Annotated in this window: 22 protein-coding genes; 12 read left to right on the top strand and 10 right to left on the bottom strand. The window is 64.0% G+C overall.

The features are described from left to right. Positions 1 to 142 precede the first annotated feature (142 nt). The 4 genes from QMX78_RS11120 to QMX78_RS11105 form a co-directional block, all read right to left on the bottom strand. Positions 143 to 541, bottom strand: coding sequence for a hypothetical protein (locus QMX78_RS11120; RefSeq protein ID WP_282269441.1), 399 nt, complete (start codon positions 539 to 541; stop codon positions 143 to 145). A gap of 190 nt (positions 542 to 731) precedes the next feature. Beyond that, entirely contained in the window at positions 732 to 1,802 is a 1,071-nt protein-coding gene (locus tag QMX78_RS11115) for a hypothetical protein (RefSeq protein ID WP_282269438.1), read from the bottom strand. Positions 1,803 to 1,804: 2 nt separating this feature from the next. Beyond that, the gene (locus QMX78_RS11110) at positions 1,805 to 2,377 is read right to left on the bottom strand and encodes a hypothetical protein (RefSeq protein ID WP_282269436.1); all 573 of its coding nucleotides are present in this window, start codon (positions 2,375 to 2,377) and stop codon (positions 1,805 to 1,807) included. A gap of 74 nt (positions 2,378 to 2,451) precedes the next feature. Beyond that, positions 2,452 to 3,477, bottom strand: coding sequence for a hypothetical protein (locus QMX78_RS11105; RefSeq protein ID WP_282269434.1), 1,026 nt, complete (start codon positions 3,475 to 3,477; stop codon positions 2,452 to 2,454). A 539-nt stretch (positions 3,478 to 4,016) separates the two neighbouring features. On the opposite strand from QMX78_RS11105, the gene QMX78_RS11100 reads away from it, so the two are divergent. After that, positions 4,017 to 5,138, top strand: coding sequence for a hypothetical protein (locus tag QMX78_RS11100; protein ID WP_282269432.1), 1,122 nt, complete (start codon positions 4,017 to 4,019; stop codon positions 5,136 to 5,138). A gap of 278 nt (positions 5,139 to 5,416) precedes the next feature. On the opposite strand, the gene QMX78_RS11095 is transcribed toward QMX78_RS11100, so the two are convergent. Further along, entirely contained in the window at positions 5,417 to 5,620 is a 204-nt protein-coding gene (locus QMX78_RS11095) for a YdcH family protein (protein WP_282269431.1), read from the bottom strand. A gap of 66 nt (positions 5,621 to 5,686) precedes the next feature. Here QMX78_RS11095 and ttcA point away from each other — a divergent pair, with 66 nt between their 5' ends. The 3 genes from ttcA (at position 5,687) to QMX78_RS11080 (ending at position 8,509) form a co-directional block, all read left to right on the top strand. After that, positions 5,687 to 6,616, top strand: a complete 930-nt coding sequence (gene ttcA / locus QMX78_RS11090; protein WP_282269428.1) for a tRNA 2-thiocytidine(32) synthetase TtcA — start codon at positions 5,687 to 5,689, stop codon at positions 6,614 to 6,616. Between the two features lie 139 nt (positions 6,617 to 6,755). Beyond that, positions 6,756 to 7,664, top strand: a complete 909-nt coding sequence (locus QMX78_RS11085; protein WP_282269426.1) for a recombination-associated protein RdgC — start codon at positions 6,756 to 6,758, stop codon at positions 7,662 to 7,664. Positions 7,665 to 7,717: 53 nt separating this feature from the next. After that, complete coding sequence (locus tag QMX78_RS11080) at positions 7,718 to 8,509, top strand: SprT family zinc-dependent metalloprotease (RefSeq protein ID WP_282269423.1); 792 nt, start codon at positions 7,718 to 7,720, stop codon at positions 8,507 to 8,509. Between the two features lie 684 nt (positions 8,510 to 9,193). On the opposite strand, the gene QMX78_RS11075 is transcribed toward QMX78_RS11080, so the two are convergent. The 4 genes from QMX78_RS11075 to hemH all read right to left on the bottom strand — a co-directional run bounded on the left by QMX78_RS11075 (position 9,194) and on the right by hemH (position 13,788). Then, a complete protein-coding gene (locus tag QMX78_RS11075; protein ID WP_282269421.1) occupies positions 9,194 to 11,350 on the bottom strand; it encodes a methyl-accepting chemotaxis protein in 2,157 nt (718 codons plus the stop codon). Between the two features lie 13 nt (positions 11,351 to 11,363). Further along, on the bottom strand, positions 11,364 to 11,840 hold the full coding sequence (locus QMX78_RS11070) for a hypothetical protein (protein ID WP_282269419.1): 477 nt from the start codon (positions 11,838 to 11,840) through the stop codon (positions 11,364 to 11,366). Positions 11,841 to 11,965: 125 nt separating this feature from the next. After that, positions 11,966 to 12,829, bottom strand: a complete 864-nt coding sequence (locus QMX78_RS11065) for an alpha/beta hydrolase (protein WP_282269417.1) — start codon at positions 12,827 to 12,829, stop codon at positions 11,966 to 11,968. Next, positions 12,826 to 13,788, bottom strand: coding sequence for a ferrochelatase (gene hemH, locus QMX78_RS11060; RefSeq protein WP_282269416.1), 963 nt, complete (start codon positions 13,786 to 13,788; stop codon positions 12,826 to 12,828). The genes QMX78_RS11065 and hemH overlap by 4 nt, the downstream gene beginning before the upstream one ends. Positions 13,789 to 13,993: 205 nt before the next feature. Between hemH and QMX78_RS11055 the strand changes: the two genes are divergently transcribed. From QMX78_RS11055 to QMX78_RS11020, 8 genes are all read left to right on the top strand, one after another. Further along, entirely contained in the window at positions 13,994 to 14,899 is a 906-nt protein-coding gene (locus QMX78_RS11055; RefSeq protein WP_282269415.1) for a lipid-binding SYLF domain-containing protein, read from the top strand. A gap of 75 nt (positions 14,900 to 14,974) precedes the next feature. Then, positions 14,975 to 15,202: a Sec-independent protein translocase subunit TatA gene (tatA, locus tag QMX78_RS11050; RefSeq protein ID WP_282269413.1), complete on the top strand. Its 228-nt coding sequence runs from the start codon at positions 14,975 to 14,977 to the stop codon at positions 15,200 to 15,202. Positions 15,203 to 15,217: 15 nt separating this feature from the next. Next, positions 15,218 to 15,736, top strand: a complete 519-nt coding sequence (tatB, locus tag QMX78_RS11045; RefSeq protein ID WP_282269411.1) for a Sec-independent protein translocase protein TatB — start codon at positions 15,218 to 15,220, stop codon at positions 15,734 to 15,736. Next, positions 15,733 to 16,482 carry a twin-arginine translocase subunit TatC gene (gene tatC, locus QMX78_RS11040; RefSeq protein ID WP_282269409.1) on the top strand — a complete coding sequence of 250 codons (750 nt, stop codon included), beginning with the start codon at positions 15,733 to 15,735 and terminating at the stop codon, positions 16,480 to 16,482. The genes tatB and tatC overlap by 4 nt, the downstream gene beginning before the upstream one ends. Before the next feature lie 99 nt (positions 16,483 to 16,581). Further along, complete coding sequence (locus QMX78_RS11035; protein WP_282269407.1) at positions 16,582 to 20,184, top strand: response regulator; 3,603 nt, start codon at positions 16,582 to 16,584, stop codon at positions 20,182 to 20,184. Then, entirely contained in the window at positions 20,169 to 21,035 is an 867-nt protein-coding gene (locus tag QMX78_RS11030; RefSeq protein WP_282269405.1) for a CheR family methyltransferase, read from the top strand. Before QMX78_RS11035 ends, QMX78_RS11030 begins: the two co-directional genes overlap by 16 nt. Further along, positions 21,032 to 21,613 (top strand): chemotaxis protein CheB, encoded by a 582-nt coding sequence (locus QMX78_RS11025; RefSeq protein ID WP_282269403.1) that lies wholly within the window; start codon positions 21,032 to 21,034, stop codon positions 21,611 to 21,613. Before QMX78_RS11030 ends, QMX78_RS11025 begins: the two co-directional genes overlap by 4 nt. Then, positions 21,604 to 22,602, top strand: coding sequence for a diguanylate cyclase (locus QMX78_RS11020; RefSeq protein ID WP_282269401.1), 999 nt, complete (start codon positions 21,604 to 21,606; stop codon positions 22,600 to 22,602). Before QMX78_RS11025 ends, QMX78_RS11020 begins: the two co-directional genes overlap by 10 nt. Positions 22,603 to 22,659: 57 nt before the next feature. Here QMX78_RS11020 and QMX78_RS11015 read toward each other — a convergent pair whose 3' ends face one another. Then, positions 22,660 to 23,562 (bottom strand): BPSS1780 family membrane protein, encoded by a 903-nt coding sequence (locus QMX78_RS11015; protein ID WP_343229775.1) that lies wholly within the window; start codon positions 23,560 to 23,562, stop codon positions 22,660 to 22,662. Between the last annotated feature and the right edge of the window lie 201 nt (positions 23,563 to 23,763).

Raw genomic sequence — 23,763 nt, 5'->3', positions numbered from 1 at the left:
AAGCCACTGCTCAATCAGGTAGCGCGCATGTCGGCAACTTCAACGCTGCCGGCTTCGCGGCTTACGCCGCGCCTGCAACCCTGATCTTGCTTGCAAGGCCGCCTGCCGAGCATGGCTCGGCACTACAGTCGAGCATCGCCGGTTAGCCGCGTACGCCAATGGCTGTTGGCTTCGGTGGCGGTGGGCATGGCTGTTGCTCCGGTACGCATTTCAGCTGCTCGCGAATCTGATGCTTGATGGTTTCAATCAGGCCGTGCTCGCTTTCCTTCCTGGGGTGATCATCACCCCGGTCTGCCCTGGGAGTAATGTCGATGGTTCGTGTTATCGCCTGTGGTGACAACGCGTAGGTATTGCGATTGTTCCAGATGCCGCAGATGGCGGTGAAAGCGCCAGTGCCGCGTGCTGCAGCACTGGCTTGCGCCCGCGCATCAATGATTGCGTCGGTCGCAGTTGCCTTGCCCTCGGCAATGAAACAACGCATCTGTTTGCCCTTTGGGCGGAAGCAGAACATCGCACCATGACCCGGTAGCGTGCTGCTCAAGAGCAAGGTCCAACCGCCATTGTGGCCTTTGGTGTTTGCCTGTCGCGTGGCTTCCTAGCCGGCAGCGGGACGATTCTGGACCACGACGAAATTGCCGCTGTCCGGATGCGCCAGCACGACTACCTGCGCGGAACAGGGGCCTGCGTAGAACGCAAACAGGATGAACACGGTCAACTGCCAGGGCCGCAGGTTACGGTCCTGCCTTGACCAGCACCGGCTTGCCGCCGCCACGGTAGGGGTCATAGGTCGGCATCCGATAGTCGTTGGGTTTCAGCTGCCGGCCACAGTTGAAGCTGCTTCCGCCGTGGCCCGGCGTGGGGTTGTAGCCTTCGCCACCAGGGCAGCCTGCCTGGCTCAGCGCGGTTTCCAGAGAGGGATACCACGACAGCAGGTTCTGCAACGGGCCCATGCACTGGAATGTTCCGGCGTTGCTGGCTTGGCACCATGCTTTGGCGGGGCCGTAGTCTGGCGGAGCAATACTTGTCTTTGGCGTGGTCGAAACCGCGGCCCCCCCTGCGGATGACATCGTCTGCACCTGCTGCCGGCTTGATGCCTCAACGAAGGGGCGCATCACCCGCTCTCGTTCAGTCGCCGCCGCGCGTTCGCGTTCTTCGGCCAGACGTTTGCGTTCGGCCGCAACGTTGGCGCGCATGGTGTCTTCGCGCGCTTTCGCGGCCTGCTGCTGGCTGCTGATGGCGCTGGAGTTGCCAATCCCGCCCGTGCCACCGATGGCACGCGCATTGCCAACGTTCGCCACGGACTGGCGCTGTTGCTGCGCGATGGCCTGCTGGCGTTGCTGTTCGGCCTGTCGTTCCAAACGGGTGCGTTCTTGCGCAAGGCGCTCGCGTTCCAGATCGCGTTGGCGCTGGCGGTCCACGGCCTCGGCTTCTCGACGGACAGTGTCCAGGAAGCGTTGCCGCTGCAGATCCTCCTGCTGCTTCTTGGCCATTTCGCTACCCAACGTGCCGATGAACGCGTCGAATATGTTGGCGGCGCCGCTCTGCGCTGGGGCGTCGTCCCCGCCGTCGTCTTCGTAACCATCATCGCTTGCCAGTGCTTCTTCCTGTCGGCGCAGTTCGTCCTCCCGGCGCTTGGCTGCAGCTTGCTGCTCGCCCTGTGCACTGATCTCCTTGTTCCGTTCCACCCCGCGGCGCACCTTTGCCAGGTCTTCTTCGCTCAACTGGCGGGGGGGCTGCTGTGCTGGCAACGCAGTTGGTACGGTGAGAAAAATGAACGCCACCGCAAGCATCGTCGGCTTCATGGTCAGAATCCAGTGCTCGCGGCTTCGTCACAGCTGGCCTGCAGAAAGCGCATCGCGTACTCGACGCGATCGGCCATCAACGGGTCCGCAACATTCAAGCCGTAACCATCGGTGGCTCCGCTGGTGGCAAGGATGAGCTCACGCTTGCCGGAGCCATCCGACATCGAGTTCGCCAGCCTGGTGATGCTCACTTTCCCCCAGTTGATGTAGCGTGGGAGTGGAAATTCGCTCAGCGGGCGGAGTATGGCAACTCCGTCGGTGGATGCGGTCCAGCGAACTCCTCCCGCGTACACACCCGCGTTCTCGTATTCCATTTCTGTTATGCGGGTGACGCACGGGTTCACGTTCCCGCTCTGGTCGATGTTGTCGGTTTTCCTAACCCACAGGTTGTACATGGCCGGGATTCCATCGAACGTCGCCACGCGTTCGGGCACATACCTGGTTGATCTGTTCGGCACGCTGTTCAGGAACTGGTGGGCACCTTCGACGGTTTGCTTGGTTTGGGCGAGGGCATCACCGCCAAGCAGAAGACCGACGGCAGCAGCAAGGAGGCAGTGTCGGGGGGCGTTTTTCATGTGACCTTCCAGAGGGATGGAGTCAAGGGGAGACAGGTGATTTCGAGTTGTAGTTGAGTGCGATTCTTCGACGGCTATGGAAAGCACTGGAGCGGCGGATCGATCCCCATTGTTTTGACGACCGACTTGACCTTGGCGCGATCTGGCTCCGATGCGCGGAGTGCGTCGATGAGTTGCTGGTTGCTTCCGTACACGGGATGCGAGTCCTTTGCCATCGCGAAGGCAGCCGCTGCGGCCTGCAGGTCACATTGCCGGAATGCGTTGATAGCGCTTGCTTGAAGCTCCATTGCCTTGATGAGCCCGGATGCCGAATTGCTGTCGGCGTTGGCAGCGCCTGTTTCATCCACCACGAGGTTGTTTTTCCCCGCCGATACGGACTGGTTGATGAGGGTCTTGATGCCATTGAAGCTGCAGGTACTGGCGTACTGCTGAAGCCTGCTCACGGCCTGCCTGTAGGTGAAGTCAGTTGCCTTTGACCTGGCAACGTTTTCCTGGGCCTGCCTTTCCATTGCATAGCGGACCAGGGTCTCAGCCAGCGGCAGGTCGACGGATGCGACGTAATGTGCATCCCAGTTCTGGTAGTTGACGTCCAGCCCGCCAAAGAGAGCGCTTGTGATGCCGGTGGCAAGGTTGCTGCTCTTGGTCAGGTTGAGGACGGTGCTGAGGGCGGTGTTGGTGTTGCTTGCCAGATCGCGTCCATAGCGGCGTTGCTGTTGCTTCTGCGTTACCTGAAGCATGTACGCCGAGCACAGCATGTTCGTCACGATCATTCCGCTTTCAAGAAATGTGGCCGCTTCTTGCCGGCTGGCCGAGTTGGCTTGCGACAGTTTTGAATCCCTCTTGAATACGCCAGCCATGTCCTTGATGTACTGCGGGAGTTCGTCATAGGCCTTCCTGCGCAGCGTCGGTTTCGGTTGATCCTCTGCGACCCCCTTATCGTTCTCGCCCGGCACTACATCGGCTTTTGGCTCAGTCGCGAACTCATAGATCTCTTGATACGTCAGCGGTTGGATGGGTTTGCGCCAGGGGGCATTGATGTTCTGGAGGCTGGCGCAGCCGGTGATCAGAACCAGTGCCGGGAGAAGCAGTAGCGGTTTCATGTTCACGTCCTTGATGTCCTTTCCGTGCCGCTTGCTGTCAGCTGTGGCATTCCCTGTTTCCGCGATACGGTGGTGCTGCGGCACAGCAGCACCGTCTTCTTCTGATACATCGGTACCGGGGACTCCACGGGACGAGGGGCGAGCTGCTCGGAGGATTTGTCCGCGCCACGCACGAGTCGTTGTGGCCGTTGAACGCGCTGCGCGTCCGGCTGTGGTTCCACGGCGCCTGACCATCGAAATGCATGCTCATGGCCAACCGCATGCGTGCGGCCGGAATTCGCTTTCTTCATGCTGCCCCCTGCAGACGTTGGGCCTGCCGATCTGTCGCCTGATCGACCAAACCAGCACCACGCGCTGTCACCGGCAGTTGACCGTAGCCACAAAACCCAAAACACTCCCAACCGGGGCTTGACAACAGGGGGAAGGCCTTGGATCGGATGATTCAGTTGGTGGCGTTGGGGGAGGGTGGATGAGGCGCTCGTATTCCGGCTGCCTGCCCAAGCAGCTGCATTGGTTCGTCCTCACCATGGGAGGGGCACATGGCTGATGGGGAACTGCTGGGTGAATTGCTGCGACCGCTCTACGCTTCGGTGCTGGATCCGACGCAGCTGGAAGTATTCAACCAACGCATGGCCGAAGCCACCTGCAGCCACATCACCGGGGTGATCATTCACGATGTCGCCGCCGGCAAGGGCCAGCTCAGCCACATACATGGCGTGGACAATGCGTATATGGCTGGACTACTGGCCGACCTGGACCTGCGTGACGACCCGTGGATGAAGCGGGTCAGTCCGCAATTGGCCATCGGCCGGGTGTTGAACACGGATGCATTCCTGGCCCGCAGCGTGGCGTTGAACAGCGGTTTCTATGACGCCTATTACCGGCAGTTGGATATCGTCCAGCAGGTGGCATCGGTAGGTCTGTATGACGGCACCAACTCAGTGACCTTGTCCATGTGCCACGGTGACCTGAAGCGGACCTATGGCAAGCAGGAGCTCGGCTTGCTGCAGGCGCTGACCCCGCACTGGATCAACGCTTATGCCATGTTGCGGCGGATCGGCGACCTGCAGCAGCAGGTGACCACACTGGAGCAGGCACTGGAGTGTTCGCCGGTGGCAATGTTGATGTTGGGCGGGGATCTGCGTATCTGCCGTAGCAATGCGGCTGCCGAACGTTTGCTGGAGTACGGATTGCTACGCCGCGAGGGGGGGCAGTTGGGCGTGGCAGGGCGCGCCCAGGCGGGGCTGCAGGGGCTGTTGCAACGCGCGTTGCGCGGCGACAGCCAGTTGCTCGGCGGGGATGTGGAGAAGCTGGTATTGCACGATGCCGCACAGCGCCCGTGCCTGGTTCTGACCGCGCATCGGCTTGTGAAATGGTCACCGCAGGAGCAGGGGGCGTTACTGGTTTTCGTGCGCGAGGTGAGACCGGCACCAGAGTCGCTGGAGTCTGTATTGCGACAGCTGTTTGGGCTGACGGAGGCCGAATCGCGGCTGGCGTCCGCAATGCACCGACATGCCGATGTTGGCGCAGCCGCCCTTGAGTGTGGAATAACCCCAGGTACGGCCCTGGGTCGGCTCAAGACCATTTATGACAAAACGGGAGAGCGGGGGCAGGTTGGCTTGGTGCGCCTGGTCAGCGCGCTGGCCACGGTCTGCCGCTGATCCGCGAAGCCGACAACAAGTTGAGCTGTCGTAGCTGCCGGCATGCCGGGCCATGGCGATGCCGATCTCTTTCCGGCAACGGTCTCCCGCAGGAGCACCACAAAGCGGGAAGCCACTGCGCTCGGGTTGCTGGCATACCGTCGGTTTCAACGCTGGCGGCTTCGCGGCTGCCGCCGCTCCTGCAACCGCAGTGTGCGGGTGGATTGCCTTGGAAAGCTCCTGCCGAGCATGGCTCGGCACTACACGGTGATTGCCAGCCGGTGATTGTTGAACCGCATTCAGGCTGGCTCGTTCGGGATCAGCATGCTTTCCAGCTTGGTGATGCAGTCGCGCAGCTGCAGCTTGCGCTTCTTCAGCCGCTTGGACTCCAGGTCATCGTCCGGGTTGGCGGCCAGGCGCGAGATGTCTTCGTCCAGACTGCGGTGTTCGGCCCGCAGGACGGCGATGCGTTGGCTGATCTGCTCGGGGGTCATGGTCTCCACGGGGATTGAGCATACACGTTGCCGCTGGCCGCGTGAGGGACGCTGCCGACCCGGTAGAATGGGGGCATGAGCGCTGTCATTTCCCTGCCCGATCCCGCCCCGCGGGCCCGTGATCCGCACGTGGCCGAACGTGAACACCAGAAACTCGGCAAACGCCTGCGTCACCAGGTAGGCCAGGCCATTGCTGATTTCGGCATGATCGAGGCCGGCGACAAGGTGATGGTCTGCCTGTCCGGCGGCAAGGACAGCTATACCTTGCTGGACATCCTGCTACAGCTGCAGAAGAAGGCGCCGGTGCCGTTCGAGCTGGTGGCGGTGAACCTGGACCAGAAGCAGCCCGGCTTCCCCGAGCATGTGCTGCCTGAATACCTGGCCTCGATCGGCGTGCCGTACCACATCATCGAACAGGACACCTATTCGGTAGTGAGCCGGGTCATCCCGGAAGGCAAGACCATGTGTTCGCTGTGCTCGCGCATGCGCCGTGGCTCGCTGTACACCTACGCCGAAGCCAATGGCTTCACCAAGATCGCGCTGGGCCACCACCGCGATGACATGGTGGCCACGTTCTTCATGAACCTGTTCCACCATTCCAAGATTTCCGGCATGCCGCCCAAGCTGCGCAGCGACGACGGCAAGCATGTGGTGATCCGCCCGCTGGCTTACGTGCGCGAAGCGGACATCATCGAATACGCCGATACCCGCCAGTTCCCGATCATTCCGTGCAACCTGTGCGGCAGTCAGGAAAACCTACAACGCAAGCAGGTTGGCCTGATGATGAAGCAGTGGGAAAAGGACACGCCTGGCCGCATCGAGCAGATCTCACGCGCGCTGGGCGACATCCGTCCCTCGCAGCTGGCCGACCCCAAGCTGTTCGACTTCATGGCGCTGGGTCGCCGTGAAGACGCACCGCAGTCTGATGCGCAGGCGTGGCTGGATGGCAGCGACAAGCAGCAGGATCAAGCAGCCCTTCTCCCGCCGGGAGAAGGGTTGGGATGAGGGGGGACAGTGCTACGGTGGTCTGAAGCCAGGTAGTGCCCCGCTCATCTGCCGGCCTCCACGGCGGCAAGCTCTTCGGAGCAGTTTCTCCAACGAGGAGAAGCATGCCCCTGAACCATGAATACGAAATAGGACATCCATGTTTTTCAAGAACCTCACGCTGTTCCGTTTCCCAACCTCCATTGATTTCTCCGACGTCGATACGCTGCTGCCGCAGGTGGTGCTCAAGCCGGTCGGCGCGCTGGAAATGACCTCGCGCGGCTTCATCTCGCCGTTCGGCCGTGAAGAAAAGATCCAGTTCTCGCATCGCATCGGTGATGCGCTGTGGCTGACCGTCGGCGGTGAAGACAAGATCCTGCCCAGCGTGGTGGTCAACGACCTGCTGCAGCGCAAGCTGGAGGAGATCGAAGAGAAGGAAGGTCGCAAACCCGGTGGCCGTGAGCGCAAGCGCCTGAAGGATGACCTGCTGCACGAGCTGCTGCCGCGCGCCTTCGTCAAGAGCTCGCGTACCGATGCCTTCCTCGACCTGCAGCACGGTTATGTCGCCGTCGACAGTTCCAGCCGCAAGACCGGCGAGAACGTGATGAGCGACATCCGCGGCATGCTCGGCAGCTTCCCGGCGATGCCGCTGAACGCCGAAGTCGCACCGCGCGCGATCCTGACCGCGTGGATCGCCGGCGAGCCGCTGCCCGAAGGCCTGAGCCTGGGCGAAGAATGCGAGATGAAGGACCCGGCCGAGGGTGGCGCGGTGGTCAAGTGCCAGCATCAGGAACTGCGCTGCGACGAGATCGACAAGCACCTGGATGCCGGCAAGCAGGTCACCAAGCTGGCGCTGATCTTCGAGGACAACCTGTCCTTCGTGCTCGGCGACGACCTGATCGTGCGCAAGCTGAAATTCCTCGATGGCGCGCTGGACCAGCTCGAGCACATCGACGAGGAAGGCCGTCGCGCCGAACTGGATGCCCGCTTCGCTCTGCAGAGCGGTGAAATCCGTCGACTGTTCCTGCTGCTGGAGCAGGCATTCAAGCTGAGCAAGGCTGATAGCTGAACCCGTTGCTGACCTACCCGGTTTCGTAACCGGGTAGGGACTATGCTGGGACCATGGTTAGCCTGCTTCGCCGTCTGATGACCCCCGCCGCGCCGGTGATCCAGCGCGACACGGTGCGCCTGCGCCTGGACGATGCCGAGATCGAAGTGCTGCGCGTGCGTGATCCGCGTGCACGCCGGCTCAAGCTCAGTGTGGACGAACGTGGTGCGCGGCTGACCATGCCGCTGCGTGCGAGTCTGGTTTCCGGCGAGCGCTTCCTGCAGGCCAACCGGCAATGGTTGCAGCAGCAGTTGGCGCGGCTGGGAGGCGATGGCTTGCTCGCGCCAGCACTGCGTCTGCGTGAGCCCGGCGTGCTGCCCCTGCGCGGCGAGTTGTTGCCGGTGCAATGGCAGGAAGGTCGGTTCACCCGCATCGAGGTTGATGCGGGTGGGGTGACGATCCAGTTGCCGGCACGCGCTGGGGAACCGGCGTTGCGGCGCGCGCTGCGAGAGTTCTATGAAGTGCAGGTGCGCGCCGATGTCGGCCAATGGCTGCCGCGCTATCTGCCCGGTCTGGCACGTGCACCGTCACGGCTGCGGCCAAAGGTGATGTCCTCGCAGTGGGGATCACTGGCGCCGGATGGTTCGATGGCCTTGGACCTGGCCTTGGTATTGGCGCGGCCGTCGGCGTTCGAGTACGTGCTGGTGCACGAGTTGTGTCACTTGTTGCAGGCCAACCACTCACCGGCGTTCTGGGCGGAAGTGGAAGCGCGTTTTCCTGCGTGGCGCGATGAGCGCGATTATCTACGTGAAGAGGGCCGCAGGTTGAAGAGCACCTTGCATCAGTTGCTGCGGGCGCAGGGCTGAAGCCGAAGCCGAAGCAACGTCAAAAGCATTCCCCTCGCTCCTCGAGCGTAAAGCCAAAGCAGGCCGCTGTAGTGCCGAGCCATGCTCGGCAGGGCCTTGCCGACAAGATCAAAAGCCCCCCTCATCCCAACCCTCGCTCCGCGCCCCGGCCCTTGCGCTGGCGCAAGGGCGTTCGATGGGCAGCGAACCTGTGGTTCGTAAGCTGCCCCTCATACCCCGCAAGCGGTAAAGGCCACTGTAGTGCCGAGCCATGCTCGGCAGGGCCTTGCCGGCAAGATCAAAAGCCCCCCTCATCCCAACCCTTCTCCCGCAAGCGGGAGAAGGGCTAAAGCAACAGCCAACAGCCAACAGCCAACAGCCAACAGCCAAAAGCCAAAAGCCAAAAGCCAAAAGCCAAAAGCCAAAAGCCAAAAGCCAAAAGCACCCCTCCCCAACCCTCCCCTTGCCTGGGGCAAAGGGAGGGGGAAGAGCGGGTGCTGCAGGTGTCTAGATAGCCGCCAAGTGCATGATCCATCCCCTCCCTTTGCCGCAGGCAAGGGGAGGGCAAGGGAGGGGTGCCTTTGCTCTAGCTTTAGTTTCTGCGTCTGATCCTGTTTCTGCTCCTACTGCAGCAACAACAGCAGCAACAACAGCAACAACAGCAACAACAACAGCAGCACCAGCACCAGCACCAGCACCAGCACTTTAACCCGCCCTGCGCATCACCTCGGCTTCACCACCGGTCGAATAGCGGAACACCGAAACCGCCTCCGCCAACGCACTGGCCTGCTCTTCCATCGAGCGCGCCGCCGCGCTGGCTTCTTCTACCAAGGCTGCATTCTGCTGGGTGGTTTCATCCATCTGCACGACAGTGTGGTTGACTTGCTCGATGCCCGCCGATTGCTCCTGCGAAGCCGCGGCAATCCGCGCGACGATGTCGCTGACCTGCTGCACCGAGCCGACAATCTCACTCATGGTGCTGCCAGCCTGTGCGACCAGCGCAGCGCCATCATCCACCTTGACCATCGAGTCGCCGATCAGTTCCTTGATCTCGCGTGCGGCGGTGGCCGAGCGCTGCGCCAGGCTGCGCACTTCCGATGCCACCACTGCGAAGCCACGGCCCTGCTCACCGGCACGTGCGGCTTCCACCGCGGCGTTCAGCGCCAGGATGTTTGTCTGGAAGGCGATGCCATCGATCACCCCGATGATCTCGGCAATGCGCTTGGACGACAGCTCGATCGCATGCATCGTCGACACCACCTGCCCAACCACATCGCCACCGCGTGCAGCGACATCGGCAGCACCCATTGCCAGCTGGTTGGCCTGACGGGCCGAGGCCGCGTTCTCGCGTACCGTGGCGGTCAGTTCTTCCATCGAGGCGGCGGTTTCCTCCAGGTTGGCGGCCTGCTGCTCGGTACGCCGCGAAAGATCGTCATTGCCTGCCGCCAGTTCGTGCGCGGCGGTGTTGATCGCCAGCGAGCACTGCTTGATCTGGCCAACAATGCCGGTCAGGCGTTCGGCAGTAAGGTTGGCGTCGATCTTCATCGCTTCGAAATCGCCGGCATAGTCGCCCTGCACGCGATGATCCAGGTCGCCAGCAGCCAGCGCCGACAACATCGTGCGCAGTTCGCCGGTGGTGGTGGCGACCACCTCCAGCAGCTGGTTGATGCCGGTGGTAAGGGTCTGGATGAAGCCGGCTTCGTTCACCGCCTGCAGGCGCTGGTCGAGAGCACCGGCCGAGGCGGCGGCGACGATGCCGGCGACGCTGTTCTCAAGCGCCAGTTCCTGGGTGCGGTCGTGCCACTCCACCGCGAAGCCGCTGCGGCTGCCGTCGGCGTTGAATACCGGCGTCACCACCTGGCTGAAATGCACCGGGCCAATGGTGATCTGGCCGTTGTGTACCTTCTTCAGCTGATCGAGCATGCCGCGGATGCGCGCCGGGTTGGCGTGGAAGCGGTGAATGCTGCTGCCGACCAGGGTATCGACGTTGAAGTCGGGGAAGGCCTCGCGCAGGCTGTCCTGCTGGTTGCGTAGCAAGGCCACGACCGAGCGGTTCACGTAGCGGATGATGTGCTCGTTGTCGGCGATCATCATGCCGGTACGCGAGGCGTCGAGCGAGGCGCGGATCTGGGTGTTCTCATGGTGCAGCGCGGCCTCCAGCTGGTGCTTCTGCTCCAGCTGGGTGCGCATGCGCAGTACGCCATCGGCGAGGGTGCCTGCGGCGAAGCTGCGTTCGTTGCCAATGGCGTCGTCGGGTTCACCGCTGGCGATCGCATCCACCATCGCACGCAGCCGTGCAGGTGCCGCGCCCAGGGTCAGTACCTGGCGCCGCAGTTGCACCGCCATCGCGCTGATGAAGGCGGTCTCAACCACCACGTACAGTGCATGCAGCAGGACGATATTGAGACCACTGCCCGCTGCAAAGGCGCGCACCGGCAGGCCGCGCGTCTGCAGCCAGTAGAAGGCCAGGTGATGCACGCTGATTGCAGCGGCAGCCACTACCACCGGGATCCAGTCGCGGTAGTACAGCAGCAGCGCGATCACGACGAACACGCCGAAGTGCATTTCCACCAGGCCATTGGCCTGCTGGATGGTGGCGGCGACCAGCGCCATCAGCACCAATGCCACCGTCACCCGGCTGAGCAGGCTGCCCGGTGCCAGTTTGATCTGCACTGCCATCAGCGCCAGCGAAGGCAGGCTGATCGCGAAGAATGGCAGCCATTGCCCTGACCACAGCGCCAGCGCCAACGACGCCAGGCCGAGGATCAGGCCGAAGTGCAGGAACATGCGGTCCGCCGCGCAGGCCAGCTGCGTGTAGTAGGCGTCGGGAGGTGGCGTCGTGGCGTGGGGGCGAGTGGACATCGGGAACTCCTGGTCAACAGGAACAGCGGGGAGGAAGGAACAAGGGCGGGTTGCGTTCGGCCAGCAGCGCCGGCAACCAGCTGGCGAGGGTCGAGTTGCCGCGGCCACACGCCAGCGCGGAAGGCTGCAGTGGGCCGGCATAGAGCGGGTGGCCATCGGCGGCCAGCACCAGCAGTTCGTAGGCGCCGGTGGCACCCAGGGCGATGGTGTGTGCGCCTTGTGCCTGCAGCGCAGTGCTGAGCTGTTGCCAGGCCTGCTCGTCTTGTACGCAGTCGCAAGCGGGCGCGGTCAGTCGGATTGCCACGGGTGCAGCGATCGCAGGCAGTTGCCCTTGCGCGCGCAGTCCATCCACCAGCGCTGCCACCGCCGCTTCGTCATCGCCGGGGCGGTGAGCAAGCGCGGCGACGCTGCGGGTGGTCCAGCCCAGCCAACAGGCGAGCAGGATCAGGCCGGTGATGACACCGGGCCGGAGGGCAGGGCGGGGGAGCATGCGATGGTGGGGCGCGCAGCACCCGTTGCGGGGCTGCGGGACATCTTCTCGATTACGGCAATGCCGGGGTTATCGGCTGCCGCGCTTACTACTGAAGCCGATGCTGTTGGCACCGGCTTCTATATTCAGCCGGCGTCGGGCAGCGCCGCGATGAAGTTGCGGATGATCGCCGCGACTGCCTCGGGGTCATCCATGTGCACATGGTGATGGCCGGGCAGGGTATGCAGGCGGCCATCCGGCAGCAGCGCCGCGCGCTGGCTGCGTTCCGGTTCCGGGAAGTAGGGCTGGGCCGGGGTGGCGTAGATCACCTGCACCGGGCAGAGGATGGCGCTGACCACATCGCAGACCTGTTCTTCGGTCATGCGGACCGCGGTAGGCAGCATCAACCGCGGGTCGCTGCGCCAACTCCAGCCACCGTCGACCGGCTTGACCCCGCGTTCGATCAGCAGACGCGCGGAGGCCTCGCTGAGCTGGTTGACCATCATCCGCGCGCGAACCGGCGCGCTCAGGTCGGGGAATACCCGCAACTGCTTGGCGTCCAGCTTCAGCATCGCTTCCACGTAGGTGCGCAGGCGCTGCACGGTCTCGCCGGCCGGTGCGGTGAGGCCGCCCAAGGCTTCGATCGATACCAGTGCCTGCACCCGTTCACCGGCCACGGCGGCGACCAGGCTGGCAATCGCCGCACCCATCGAGTGGCCGAGCAATACAAAGCGGTCCCAGCCCAGCGCATCGGCAATGGCCAGGGTCTGCACGATGGCGTGCGGTGTGGTGTACGGCGTGGTCAGCGGCAGGTGATCGCTATAGCCATGGCCGGGCAGGTCGACCATCACCAGATCCAGCGTCGGCAACTGCTCGGCCAGCGGCAGGAAGCTGGCCGCGTTGTCGAGCCAGCCATGCAGGGCGAGGACCTTCAGGCCATCCGGGTTACCCGCGCGCAGGCCGGCCACGCGGATGCCATCGAGCTGCAGTTCAAAAGGCGTCGCGTTCATGCCGGCTGCGCCGCCGCCAGCGCGGCCAACGCAGCGGCATGGGCGCTGCTGTCGTTGAGGCAGGGAATGTAGCGCATGCGCGCGCCACGCTCGGCCAGGGTTTCGGTGAAGCCCATCTGCACCTCTTCCAGGGTTTCAAGGCAGTCGGTGGCAAAGCCCGGGCAGACCACGTCCAGGGTCTTGATGCCGCTTTCGGCCAGTTCCCATAGCCGCGGCTCGGCATAGGGCTGCAGCCAGCGCTCCCGGCCGAATCGCGATTGGTAGGCCAGTTCCCACGCATCGCTGCTCAGGCCCAGCGCTGCGGCAATGGCCTTGGCGCTGGCTTGGCAACGCTGCGGGTAGGGATCGCCGGCATCGGCCAGGCGCTGCGGGATGCCATGGAAGGAAAACACCAGCTTGCCGCCGCGGCCATGCTCGGCCCAATAACCGGCAATGGAGGCGGCGACCGCGGCAACCCAGGCCGGGTCATCGGCGTAGTCGCGGATGGTCTGTACCGTCACCTTCGGGTTGCGTGCCTGCCATTGCTGCACGCGGTCCTCGATGGAGGCGGTGGTGGTGGTCGAGTACTGCGGATACAGCGGCAGCACCACGATGCGCTGGATACCCTCGGCAGCCAAAGCATCCAGTGCCGGCAACATGGCCGGTTCGCCATAGCGCATGGCTTCGCGCACCCGCCACTGTGGCAGCTGCTGTTGCATGGCCTTGGCCAGGCGATGGGTGTAGACCGCCAGCGGCGAGCCTTCGGGCAGCCAGACCTGGGCGTACTTCTGCGCCGAGCGGCCACTGCGCAGCGGCAGGATCAGCCCATGCAGCAGCGGTTTCCACAGCAAAGCCGGGATCGAGACCACACGGGGGTCGCTGAGGAATTCCGCCAGATAACGCCGCACCGCAGGCGCGGTGGGTGTCTCGGGCGTGCCTAGATTGACCGCGAGCAACGCGGTAGTGGGGGCGTTGGACATCCAGACATTTTCGCAGGTATGGGCGGAGAAGGGAGCGCTGCGGGTCTGCCGCGGACATCACCCCTCCCAACCCTCCCCTTCGCGATGCGAAAGGGAGGGGGCACAGATGCTGATGCCTCTCGCCCGCTCACCAGCTATTCAGAGCCGCGCTACTAATTTCAGGCACTTGCGCTATCTTTCTATGCACCGACCTACGGAGTTACCCATGCGCCGCCTGCCGTGCCTTGTTCTGCTGTTGTCCGCGAGCCTGTTGTCCACCACTGCCGTCGCTGGTCCGCAGGAAGATCAACGTGCCCGCAATGCGGTGCGGGTGCTCAGTGAGATCCAGGACATCCCGGAGCAGGCCATCCCCGACAAACTGCTGGATGAAGGCCGCGCCATCATCGTCCTGCCGGACACCATCAAGGCCGGTCTGGTGCTGGGTGGGCGTCGTGGCCATGGCCTGATGTCGGTGAAAATGGCCGATGGCAGCTGGTCCAATCCCGTATTCATCAAGCTTACCGGCGGCAGCATCGGCTTCCAGGCCGGCGTGCAGTCGTCGGACGTGATCCTGGTGTTCCGCAACGACCGCAGCCTGGACAACATCGTCAACGGCAAGTTCACCCTCGGTGCTGACGCTGGCGTCGCCGCTGGCCCGGTTGGTCGCAATGCCGCAGCTGCCACCGATGGTCAGCTCAAGGCCGAGATCTGGTCGTGGTCGCGTGCCCGTGGCCTGTTTGCAGGCGTGGCGCTGGATGGCGCGGTGCTGCAGATCGACGATGCCGCCAACCTGGATGCCTACGGCCAGAACACCACGCCGCGCATGATTCTGGAGGGTCGCCTGAACAACGCGCCGTCGTCGGATGTCGTGTCCTTCCGTGACCGCCTGGAAGAGTCCACCTATGCCGCGCGGGAAAAGCGTGGCACCCAGGGCAGCGTCGCCCCGGTGGTGGCAAGTGCACCGCGCAGCAACGCGGTCAGCGTGCAGGCGCCCGTGGCCGACACCGTTGGCAGCGACACCGCGACCACTGCACCGTTGCAGCATTCCACTGCTGAACCGGCACCGCAGCAGGGCTTCCAGCCGGTCTCCGAAGGCGAGATCCGCACCGAAAGCCTGGACGGCGGCAACTGACCTTTGGCATAGCGATCAATTAAGACCTTGTGCGCTATGCTCGACAACTTCCACACAGAATAACGCGAGCAGATCATGGGCAGTTTCAGCATCTGGCACTGGTTGGTCGTGCTGGTCATCGTCCTGCTGGTGTTTGGCACCAAGCGCTTGACGAGTGGCGCCAAGGATCTGGGCAGTGCGGTCAAAGAGTTCAAGAAGGGCATGCGTGACGAGGACAAGCCGGCTGCACAGCTGGGCGACGAATCGCGCGATGCCGACAAGAGCGGCGAAAAGCAGGCCGAGCACGACCGCGACGCGCGCTGATCCTGAGCGTACGACGTGTTTGATATCGGCTTCAGCGAACTGCTGCTGATCGCAGTGGTGGCCTTGGTGGTCCTCGGCCCGGAACGTCTGCCCAAGGCAGCGCGTTTTGCCGGGCTGTGGGTGCGCCGTGCGCGCAACCAGTGGGATTCGGTCAAGCAGGAGCTGGAGCGCGAGCTGCACGCCGAGGAGCTGAAGCGCAACCTGCAGGATGTACGCCAATCGATGCAGCAGGCCGAGGCAGGGCTGCGCGACCAGGCCGGGCAGGTGCGCAACGAGGCCGATGCCTTCAAGCGCGAAGTGGAGCTGCCCGAATCGGCTGCCGAGCGGGTGATCGAGCCGCGCACCATCGCGCCACGCTCGGCTGCCACCGCCGATGAGCAGTCGCCCGCAACGGCGGAACCGGCCCCGCAGGACGTGGCCGCCGCGCCAGTCAGTGATGCCGCGATCGACCCCGAGATCAACCGCAGCATCCCTTTGGGTGATGTGCCGGCAAGCGCCGAGCAGACCCCTGCAAACCCGGAGCGGACGCAATGAGTGCGGCCGATCTCAACGAAAGCAGTCTTATCGAGCACCTGATCGAGCTGCGCTCGCGGGTGGTGCGCGCGCTGCTGGGCCTGGGCGTGGTGCTGCTGGCGCTGATGCCGTTCTCGCGCACCCTCTACACCCATCTGGCCACGCCGCTGATCTCGCAGCTGCCGGCCGGGCAATCGATGATTGCCACCAATCCGGCCGGAGCCTTCTTCGCGCCGCTGAAGCTGACGTTCTTTGCCGCCCTGTTCGTGGCGGTGCCGTGGCTGCTGTACCAGGCCTGGGCCTTCGTGGCACCAGCCCTGTATGCACGCGAAAAGCGGCTGGCGATGCCCTTGCTGGGTTCGGCGGTCGCGCTGTTCTATATCGGCTGCGCGTTCGCGTATTTCCTGGTGCTGCCGGCGGTATTCCATTTCCTGACCACTTTCCGCCCGGATGTGATCGCCATCACGCCTGATGCCAGCGCGTATCTGGATTTCGTGCTGGCCATCTTCTTTGCCTTCGGTGCCAGCTTCGAACTGCCGGTGGCGATGGTGATCCTGGTCCTGCTGGGCTGGGTGAGCCCGCAGCAGCTGCGTGAAGGCCGTGGTTACGCGATTGTCGGTATCTTTGTGCTGGCAGCGGTGCTGACCCCGCCGGATGTGGTGTCGCAGCTGATGCTGGCGATACCCATGTGTTTCCTTTACGAATTGGGCATACATGCGGCCCGTTGGCTGCAGCCACGCGACCAGGGCAAGACCGCGAAGTCCTGATTCAACCGCAGCAGGCGGTTGTCAGCAATCTGCGCTATTTTTCACTGAAAAGAGGCCGCGCGGATTGGCAGGCGTGGTGGCACCCCGGGGGACACCTGCATGACGCAAAAGAAGAGTAGCTGGATCAACAATGTGCCGTTGCTGAGCAAGATGCTGGCGGCATTTGGCTTGGTTTTCCTGTGTTTCCTGGCCACCAGCGTGGTCAGTTACCGCACCTCGGGGCGGGATGACGACGCGCGCCGCCATGAAGGCGTGCAGATCGAGGTGATCCGCCAGGTCGAGGATGCGATCCAGGCCGTGCGCCTGCAGCAGATCGCGGTCCGCAATTACCTGCTCGGCGACGGCGAGCGGCATATGGATGTGATGGCCAAGCAGCGCGAGCGCCGTGATGCTGCATTGACCGCCGCGGTGACCGCTGCCGGTACTGACCCCGTGGCCGAGCAGCTGCGCCGCATGCAGGCTCAGGCCCGCAACTGGGACAACGAGCTGATGGCGGTGCTGAGGCCAGCCGCCGGCGCGGAACCGCTCAGCCAGGCGCAACAGCTGGATGCGCTCAGCAATGGCGGGCAGGGCAATGCACTGGCAGACGCGCTGGATGGGATCTACGACGCGGAGATGACCCAACTGCTCAGTGACCGCGGCCAGATGAGCAGCTGGATCGCCCGCGCGCGCACGATCTCGCTGGTACTGCTGGTGCTGGGCTTCATCATCATCCTGCTTGCGCTGTGGGTGATCTCGCGACTGGTGGTGAACCCGATCAACCGCTTGACCGACAAGATGACGCGCCTGTCCAATGGCGACCTGGACGTCGAGATCGCCGGCCTGCACCGCGGCGATGAGATCGGCGAGATCGCACGCGCGCTGGAGGTGTTCCGGCGCAACTCGCTGGCGTCGCGTGATGCCAACTGGGTCAAGCTCAGTGTCGGCGAAGTGGGTGCCGAGCTGCAGACCGCACAGACTCCGGCCGACTACGCGCAGGCATTGGTGTCGCAGATCGCGCCGCGCATCGACGCGCCTATCGGCGTGTTCTTTGCATGGAATGAGGAAGAAAAACAGCTGCACCTGCAGGGCAGCTACGGCTTCCAGCGGCGCAAGCACCTGGGCCTGCAATACGGGCTGGGCGACGGACTGATCGGGCAGGCGGCGCTGGAGCGCAAACGCATCAGCGTGCAGCAGGTGCCAGATGACTTCTTCGGCGTGCACTCGGCGCTGGGCGAGGCGCAGCCGCGTCATCTGGTGGCGGTACCGCTGCTGTTGAAGGACCGCCTGCTGGGCGTGTTCGAGTTCGGCACCTTCGGCCACTTCAACGCCACCCAGGAAGCCTTCATCGATTCGGTGCTGCCGACCGTGGCGCTGGGCCTGGACAATATCTGCCGCGCCGACGAGACCCAGCTGCTGCTGGACCACACCCGCGCCCAGGCCGAGGAGCTGCAGGTCTCGCAGCTGGCCTTGCAGGCGCAGGAAGAAGAACTGCGCGCCACCAACGAAGAACTGCAGGGCAAGACCGTCGAGCTGGAAGAACAGGCCCAGCGCCTGTCCGCTTCCGAAGAAGAACTGCGCGTGCAGGCCGAGGAACTGCAGGCCTCCAACGAAGAGCTGCGGCAGAAGACCGAAGTGCTCAACGAGCAGAAGGACGTGCTGCAGGTATTGCAGCGCGAGACAGAGTTCAAGGCGCAGGAGCTGGCGCGCGCCAGCCAGTACAAGACCGACTTCCTGGCCAATATGTCGCATGAGCTGCGCACGCCACTCAACAGCCTGCTGATCCTGTCCAAGGAGCTGGCCGAGAACGAGAGCGGGCATCTGGACGTGGAGGAGGTGGAGGCTGCCGCGGTCATCCACGACTCCGGCTCCAACCTGCTGCGGCTGATCAACGACATCCTCGATCTGTCCAAGATCGAGGCCGGCAAGATGGACGTGCACCGCGAGGAAGTGAAGATCGACGCCATCACCCGCGAGGTGACGCGCCACTTCCGCCATATGGCGATGGAGAACCGCCTGGAGTTCGCCATCGATGTGGCCCCGTCGATGCCCGACGCCTTGGTCACCGATCGTTCGAAGTTGCAGCAGGTGCTCAACAACCTGCTCGGCAACGCCTTCAAGTTCACCCGCGAAGGCTCGGTGACCCTGCACATGGCGATGGCCGACAGCGCCATGCTGACCCGCATTGGCGCCGCTGCCGACGACCAGCACGTGGCGCTGACGGTGCGTGATACCGGCATCGGTATTCCCGAAGAACGCCTGGACTCGATCTTCGAAGCCTTCGAGCAGGTCGATTCCAGCACCAGCCGCCATTACGGTGGCAGCGGTTTGGGGCTGGCGATCGCGCGGCGCCTGGCGCAGTTGCTGGGCGGGCAGCTGGTGGTGGACAGCGAACAGGGCAAGGGCAGCAGCTTCAGCCTGGTGCTGCCGCTGTTGTCGGCCGGCCTCAGCAGCGCAGTGGCGGCGACGCAGGCCAGCATCGAGCAGCGGCCTGCGCCCACGCCGGGCCCGGCGCGCGCGGCTACCGCGCAGCTGATTGACTGGATTCCCGATGACCGCCACGCCATTGCGGCGGGTGAAACCGTGATCCTGACGGTGGAAGACGATCCGGCCTTCGCCCGTATCCTGGTCGATCTGATCCGCCGCAAGGGCCACCGCGCACTTGCCGCCGCCGATGGCGAGAGTGGCCTGGAACTGGCGCGTCGCTATCGACCCACTGGCATCCTGTTGGATGTGATGTTGCCGGGCATGGATGGTTGGTCGGTGCTGCAGCATCTCAAGCACGACCCGGTCACCGCTGCCATCCCGGTGCACTTCATTTCCGCCGTCGATGAAGCCGCTCGCGGTGTCGCCCTGGGTGCGGTCGGCTACCTGACCAAGCCGGTGGATCGCAAGGCGCTGGTTGCCGCCTTCGACCATCTGCTGGATGTGGCCGGCAAGATCGTGCGCAAGCTGTTGCTGGTCGACGACGATCCGGATTCGCGGCTGGCGCTGACCCGCCTGCTGCAGGCGGACAACGTCGAGATCGACCAGGTCGCCTCGGGCGAAGAAGCACTGGAACGCATTGCCACCCACAGCTACGACTGCATCGTGCTGGATCTCAATCTGGGTGGCATCTCCGGCATCGAGTTCCTGGAGAAAGCCGCGACCCTGGTGGCTGTGCCGCCGGTGGTGATCTACTCCGGCCAGGACCTGAGCCGCGAAGACAGCCTCAAGCTGCGCCAGTACACCGACAGCATCGTGATCAAGGGCCAGCGCTCGCCCGAGCGCCTGCTCGATGAAGTGAGCCTGTTCCTGCACAGCATCGGCTCGCGCGGTGCCAACGCCACCCCGGCCGATGACAACAATCTGGGCGGTCGCCAGGTGCTGCTGGTCGATGACGACATGCGCAACCTGTTTGCCCTGTCCAAGTCACTGCGCGCGCGCGGGGTGAATGTGTCGATGGCGCAGGACGGCTACAAGGCGCTGCAGCAGCTGGAGGAAAATCCGTCCATCGAGCTGGTGCTGATGGACATCATGATGCCGGGCATGGATGGTTACGAAACCACCCGCGAGATCCGCAAGCTGCCGCAATGGAGCAACCTGCCGATCATCGCCGTCACCGCCAAGGCGATGCATGGTGATCGCGACAAGTGCCTGGATGCCGGTGCCAATGACTACCTCACCAAGCCGGTGGACCTGGACAAGCTGTTGTCGATGATGCGTGTATGGCTGCAAAAGTAGGCCCCATCGCACCGCAGGCATCGCGTGATGACATCGACGACATCGAGGTCGATGCCTTCATCACCGCGATGTCGCGGCGGCATGGCTATGACTTCACCGGTTACGCGCCGTCTTCGTTGAAGCGGCGGGTGCTGGCGCTGGCGCATGGGCTGGACCTGCCCACGGTGAGTGAGCTGACCGCGCGCGTGCTGCGTGAAGACGAGATGGTGCCGCAGGTGATCGCCAAGCTGTCGGTGCCGGTGTCGGAGATGTTTCGCAACCCTGCGGTGTTCCGCAAGCTGCGCGATGAGGTATTCCCGGTGCTGGCCTCGTACCCGCAGATCAATATCTGGCAGGCCGGTTGCGCGCACGGGCAGGAGGTCTATTCGCTGGCCATCCTGCTCAAGGAAGCCGGGCTGTACGACCGCTGCCAGATCTACGCCACCGACTTCAGCGATGAAGCACTGGCCAAGGCGCAGGAAGGCATCTTCCCGATCCGCGACGCGCGGCTGTACTCGGAGAATTACCTGGCGGCCGGTGGCCGTCACACGCTGTCCGATTACTACCACGCTCGCTACGACTTCATGAAGCTGGATGAGCGGCTCAAGGAGCGGGTCACCTTCGCCAACCACAACCTGGTCTGCGACGGCGTGTTCACCGAGGCGCAGCTGATCCTGTGCCGCAATGTGCTGATCTATTTCTCCGACACGCTGCAGGACAGGGTGCTGGGCCTGTTCCGCAGCAGCCTCAGCCGTGGTGGTTTCCTGTGCCTGGGCAACCGCGAGTCGATCCGCTTCGCCCCCAGTGCGCGCGATTTCGTGCCGCTGGATGCCGAACTGCGGCTGTACCGCAACGCCGGGGGACTGCTGTGAAAACCGCGTCCGGGCAGCCTCCACAAGTCGTTGTGGTGGGGTGCTCGGCGGGCGGGCTTGCCGCCCTTCATCAGCTGCTGGGCGGGCTGTCAGGGCCGCTGCCGGTGCCGATGGTGGTGGTCTGCCACAGCGGTTCGGAGGATATGCGGGTGTTCTGCGAGCTGCTGGCCAGCCGTAGCGGGCTGCCGGTGGAGGAGGCTGAAGAACGCCAGCTGCCCGAGCCCGGGAAGGTCTATGTGGCCCCGTCCGGCTACCACCTGCTGATCGAGCGCAACGGCCGCTTTGCCCTCAGCATCGACCCCCGGGTGGCATTTTCACGCCCTTCGATCGATGTTCTGTTTGAATCTGCGGCCGAGGTCTGGCGCGGACAGCTGTTGGCTGTGCTGATGACCGGGGCGAATTCCGACGGCGCCGAAGGGTGCGCGCGGATACGACGCTCCGGTGGCACACTGATCGTTCAGGACCCGGAAACGGCGCAAGTGGCTATGATGCCTGCCGCCGCACTGGAGCTGGCTGGGGCCGATCATTGCCTGCCGCTCCCCGAAATTCCCTTTTTGCTGGAAGCACTATGTTCGTGACCAAGCCGGTGGCAGTGCAGCGCCCCAAAATCCTGGCCGTAGATGACAACCCCGCCAACCTGTTGGTGATCCGCCGGGTGCTGGCCAAGCTCGACGTCGAAGTAGTCGAGGCGGCCTGCGGCAACGATGCCCTGAAGGCCACGCTGGACGATGAGTTCGCGCTGGTGCTGCTGGACGTGTACATGCCGGACATCAACGGCTTCGAAGTGGCGGAGATCCTGTCGCAGGAAGAAACCACCCGGCAGACCCCGATCATCTTCGTCACCGCCACATACGCAGACGACGTGCACCGGCTCAAGGGCTATGGTTTCGGCGCGGTGGACTACATGGCCAAGCCGCTGGAGGCCACCATCCTGCTGTCCAAGGTGCAGGTGTTCCTGGAGTTGTACCGGCACCGGGTGGCGCTGCGCGATGCGCTGAGCGAGTTGTCCGAGCGCAACCGCCAGCTGGAGATCGAAGTCGAGCAGCGCAAGCAGATGGAGCAGGAAATGCGCCATCTGGCGATGCACGACATGCTGACCGGGCTGCCCAACCGGGCCTTGTTCATGGACCGGCTGGAGAGTGCCCACCACCGGGCGCAACGCCATGGCGGCATGTTCGCGCTGGTCTATGTGGACGTGGACCGGTTCAAGGAGGTCAACGACACCTGGGGTCACGGTGCCGGTGATGCGGTGCTGATCGAGCTGGCCGCACGGCTGCGCGGTGCGCTGCGCGAGAACGACACGGTGGCCAGGTTGGGCGGCGACGAATTCGCGCTGGTGCTCGAAGAGCTCGACGACATCAACGATGCCCATCGTTTGATGGAGCGGGTGAGCGAGTCGCTGTTGGCTCCCATGCGATACCAGCGCGATGGCGAGCCGGTGACCCTGAGCATCGGTGCCAGTATCGGCGTGGCGGCCTATCCGGCCGATGGTGCCGAAGTGGACGCCCTGCTGCACGCTGCCGACCAGGCCATGTACCTGACCAAGCGCAGGCGCGACACGGTGTGAAACAAAAAGGCCGCGCATCGCTGCGCGGCCCTTCTGCAAGCAAGGTGGCAGCCTGGATCAGGCTTCGAACACGTGACCGCTGCTTACCGGCGGCGGGGTCGGGCCGGTTGCGTCGGCCGGAGCCAGCATCTGCTTCCAGGCCGCATACACGGCACCTGCAAACACCGGCATCAGGATCGCCATCAACAGCAGCTGGGCGATGGCCATGGCGGCGCCCTGGCCGGCAATCAGGCCGATGAACAGCGCCACGATGATCACCGCGAAATAGATCGCGAAGATGGCGATGAAGGCCAGCACGAAGAACACCAGCATCGCCGGCAGGTTGTGGATGCTGGCGCGCAGGCTTTCGCGCAGCGCGTGCATGCCACCGGAGCGTTCGAACATCACCTGCGGCGGCATCACGAACAGGGCAAGCGTCAGTGCGACGAAGCTGGCGATCAACAACAGCAACCACAGCAGGATGCGCCCGGCCGGCAGCGTGGCCACCAGTGCCTCGATCTGTGCCGGGTCCGGCTGTGCACCGGATTGGCTCAGTTCGTTGAGCTTGACCATCACCACCGACAGCTGTTGCAGGCCATCGGTGCCGACCAGCACCAGCAGCAAGGTGCCCAGCAGCAGGGCGGCGAACAGCTGCGGCAGCAGGGCCACCAGCAGGTGCGGCGCACGGCCTTCCTGTACGCCCTGCAGCAGGTGCGCCGGCCTGGCGGTCCGGCCCTGGTCGACCTCGCGGATCGCCCACAACATGCCACCCATGAACAAGGGGCCGGCCAACAGCAGCAGCAACTGCACCACGGTGCCCAGTGCCGGTACCAGCATCGACAGCGACAGTACCAGCGAGGTGCCAACGCCCCACAGGATGCCCAGCGAACCGAGCGCCAGTGGCGCGCGCTTGAGCAGGCCAAAACCGGTCAGCAGCCATTCCGCACCGGCAGAGGCCGGTACCTTGCGAATCTCGCTCATTGCAATTCCGAAGCGGGGGAGTGCGCGGGCAACACGCCGACGCTGGGCGGATTATCGCCTGAAACCCGGGTCGGGTTTATGAGGACAAAGTAACGGCGGGGTTTGCTCCCTCCCTTTCGCGCAGCGAAGGGGCGGTTGGTAGTGCCGAGCCATGCTCGGCAGGGGCTTTACCGGGAAGGCCTCTGCCGAGCATGGCTCCTG

It is taken from the genome of Stenotrophomonas sp. PS02298 (assembly GCF_029959445.1).
Classification (GTDB): Bacteria; Pseudomonadota; Gammaproteobacteria; order Xanthomonadales; family Xanthomonadaceae; genus Stenotrophomonas.
This window is presented reverse-complemented; position numbering and strand designations above follow the sequence as displayed.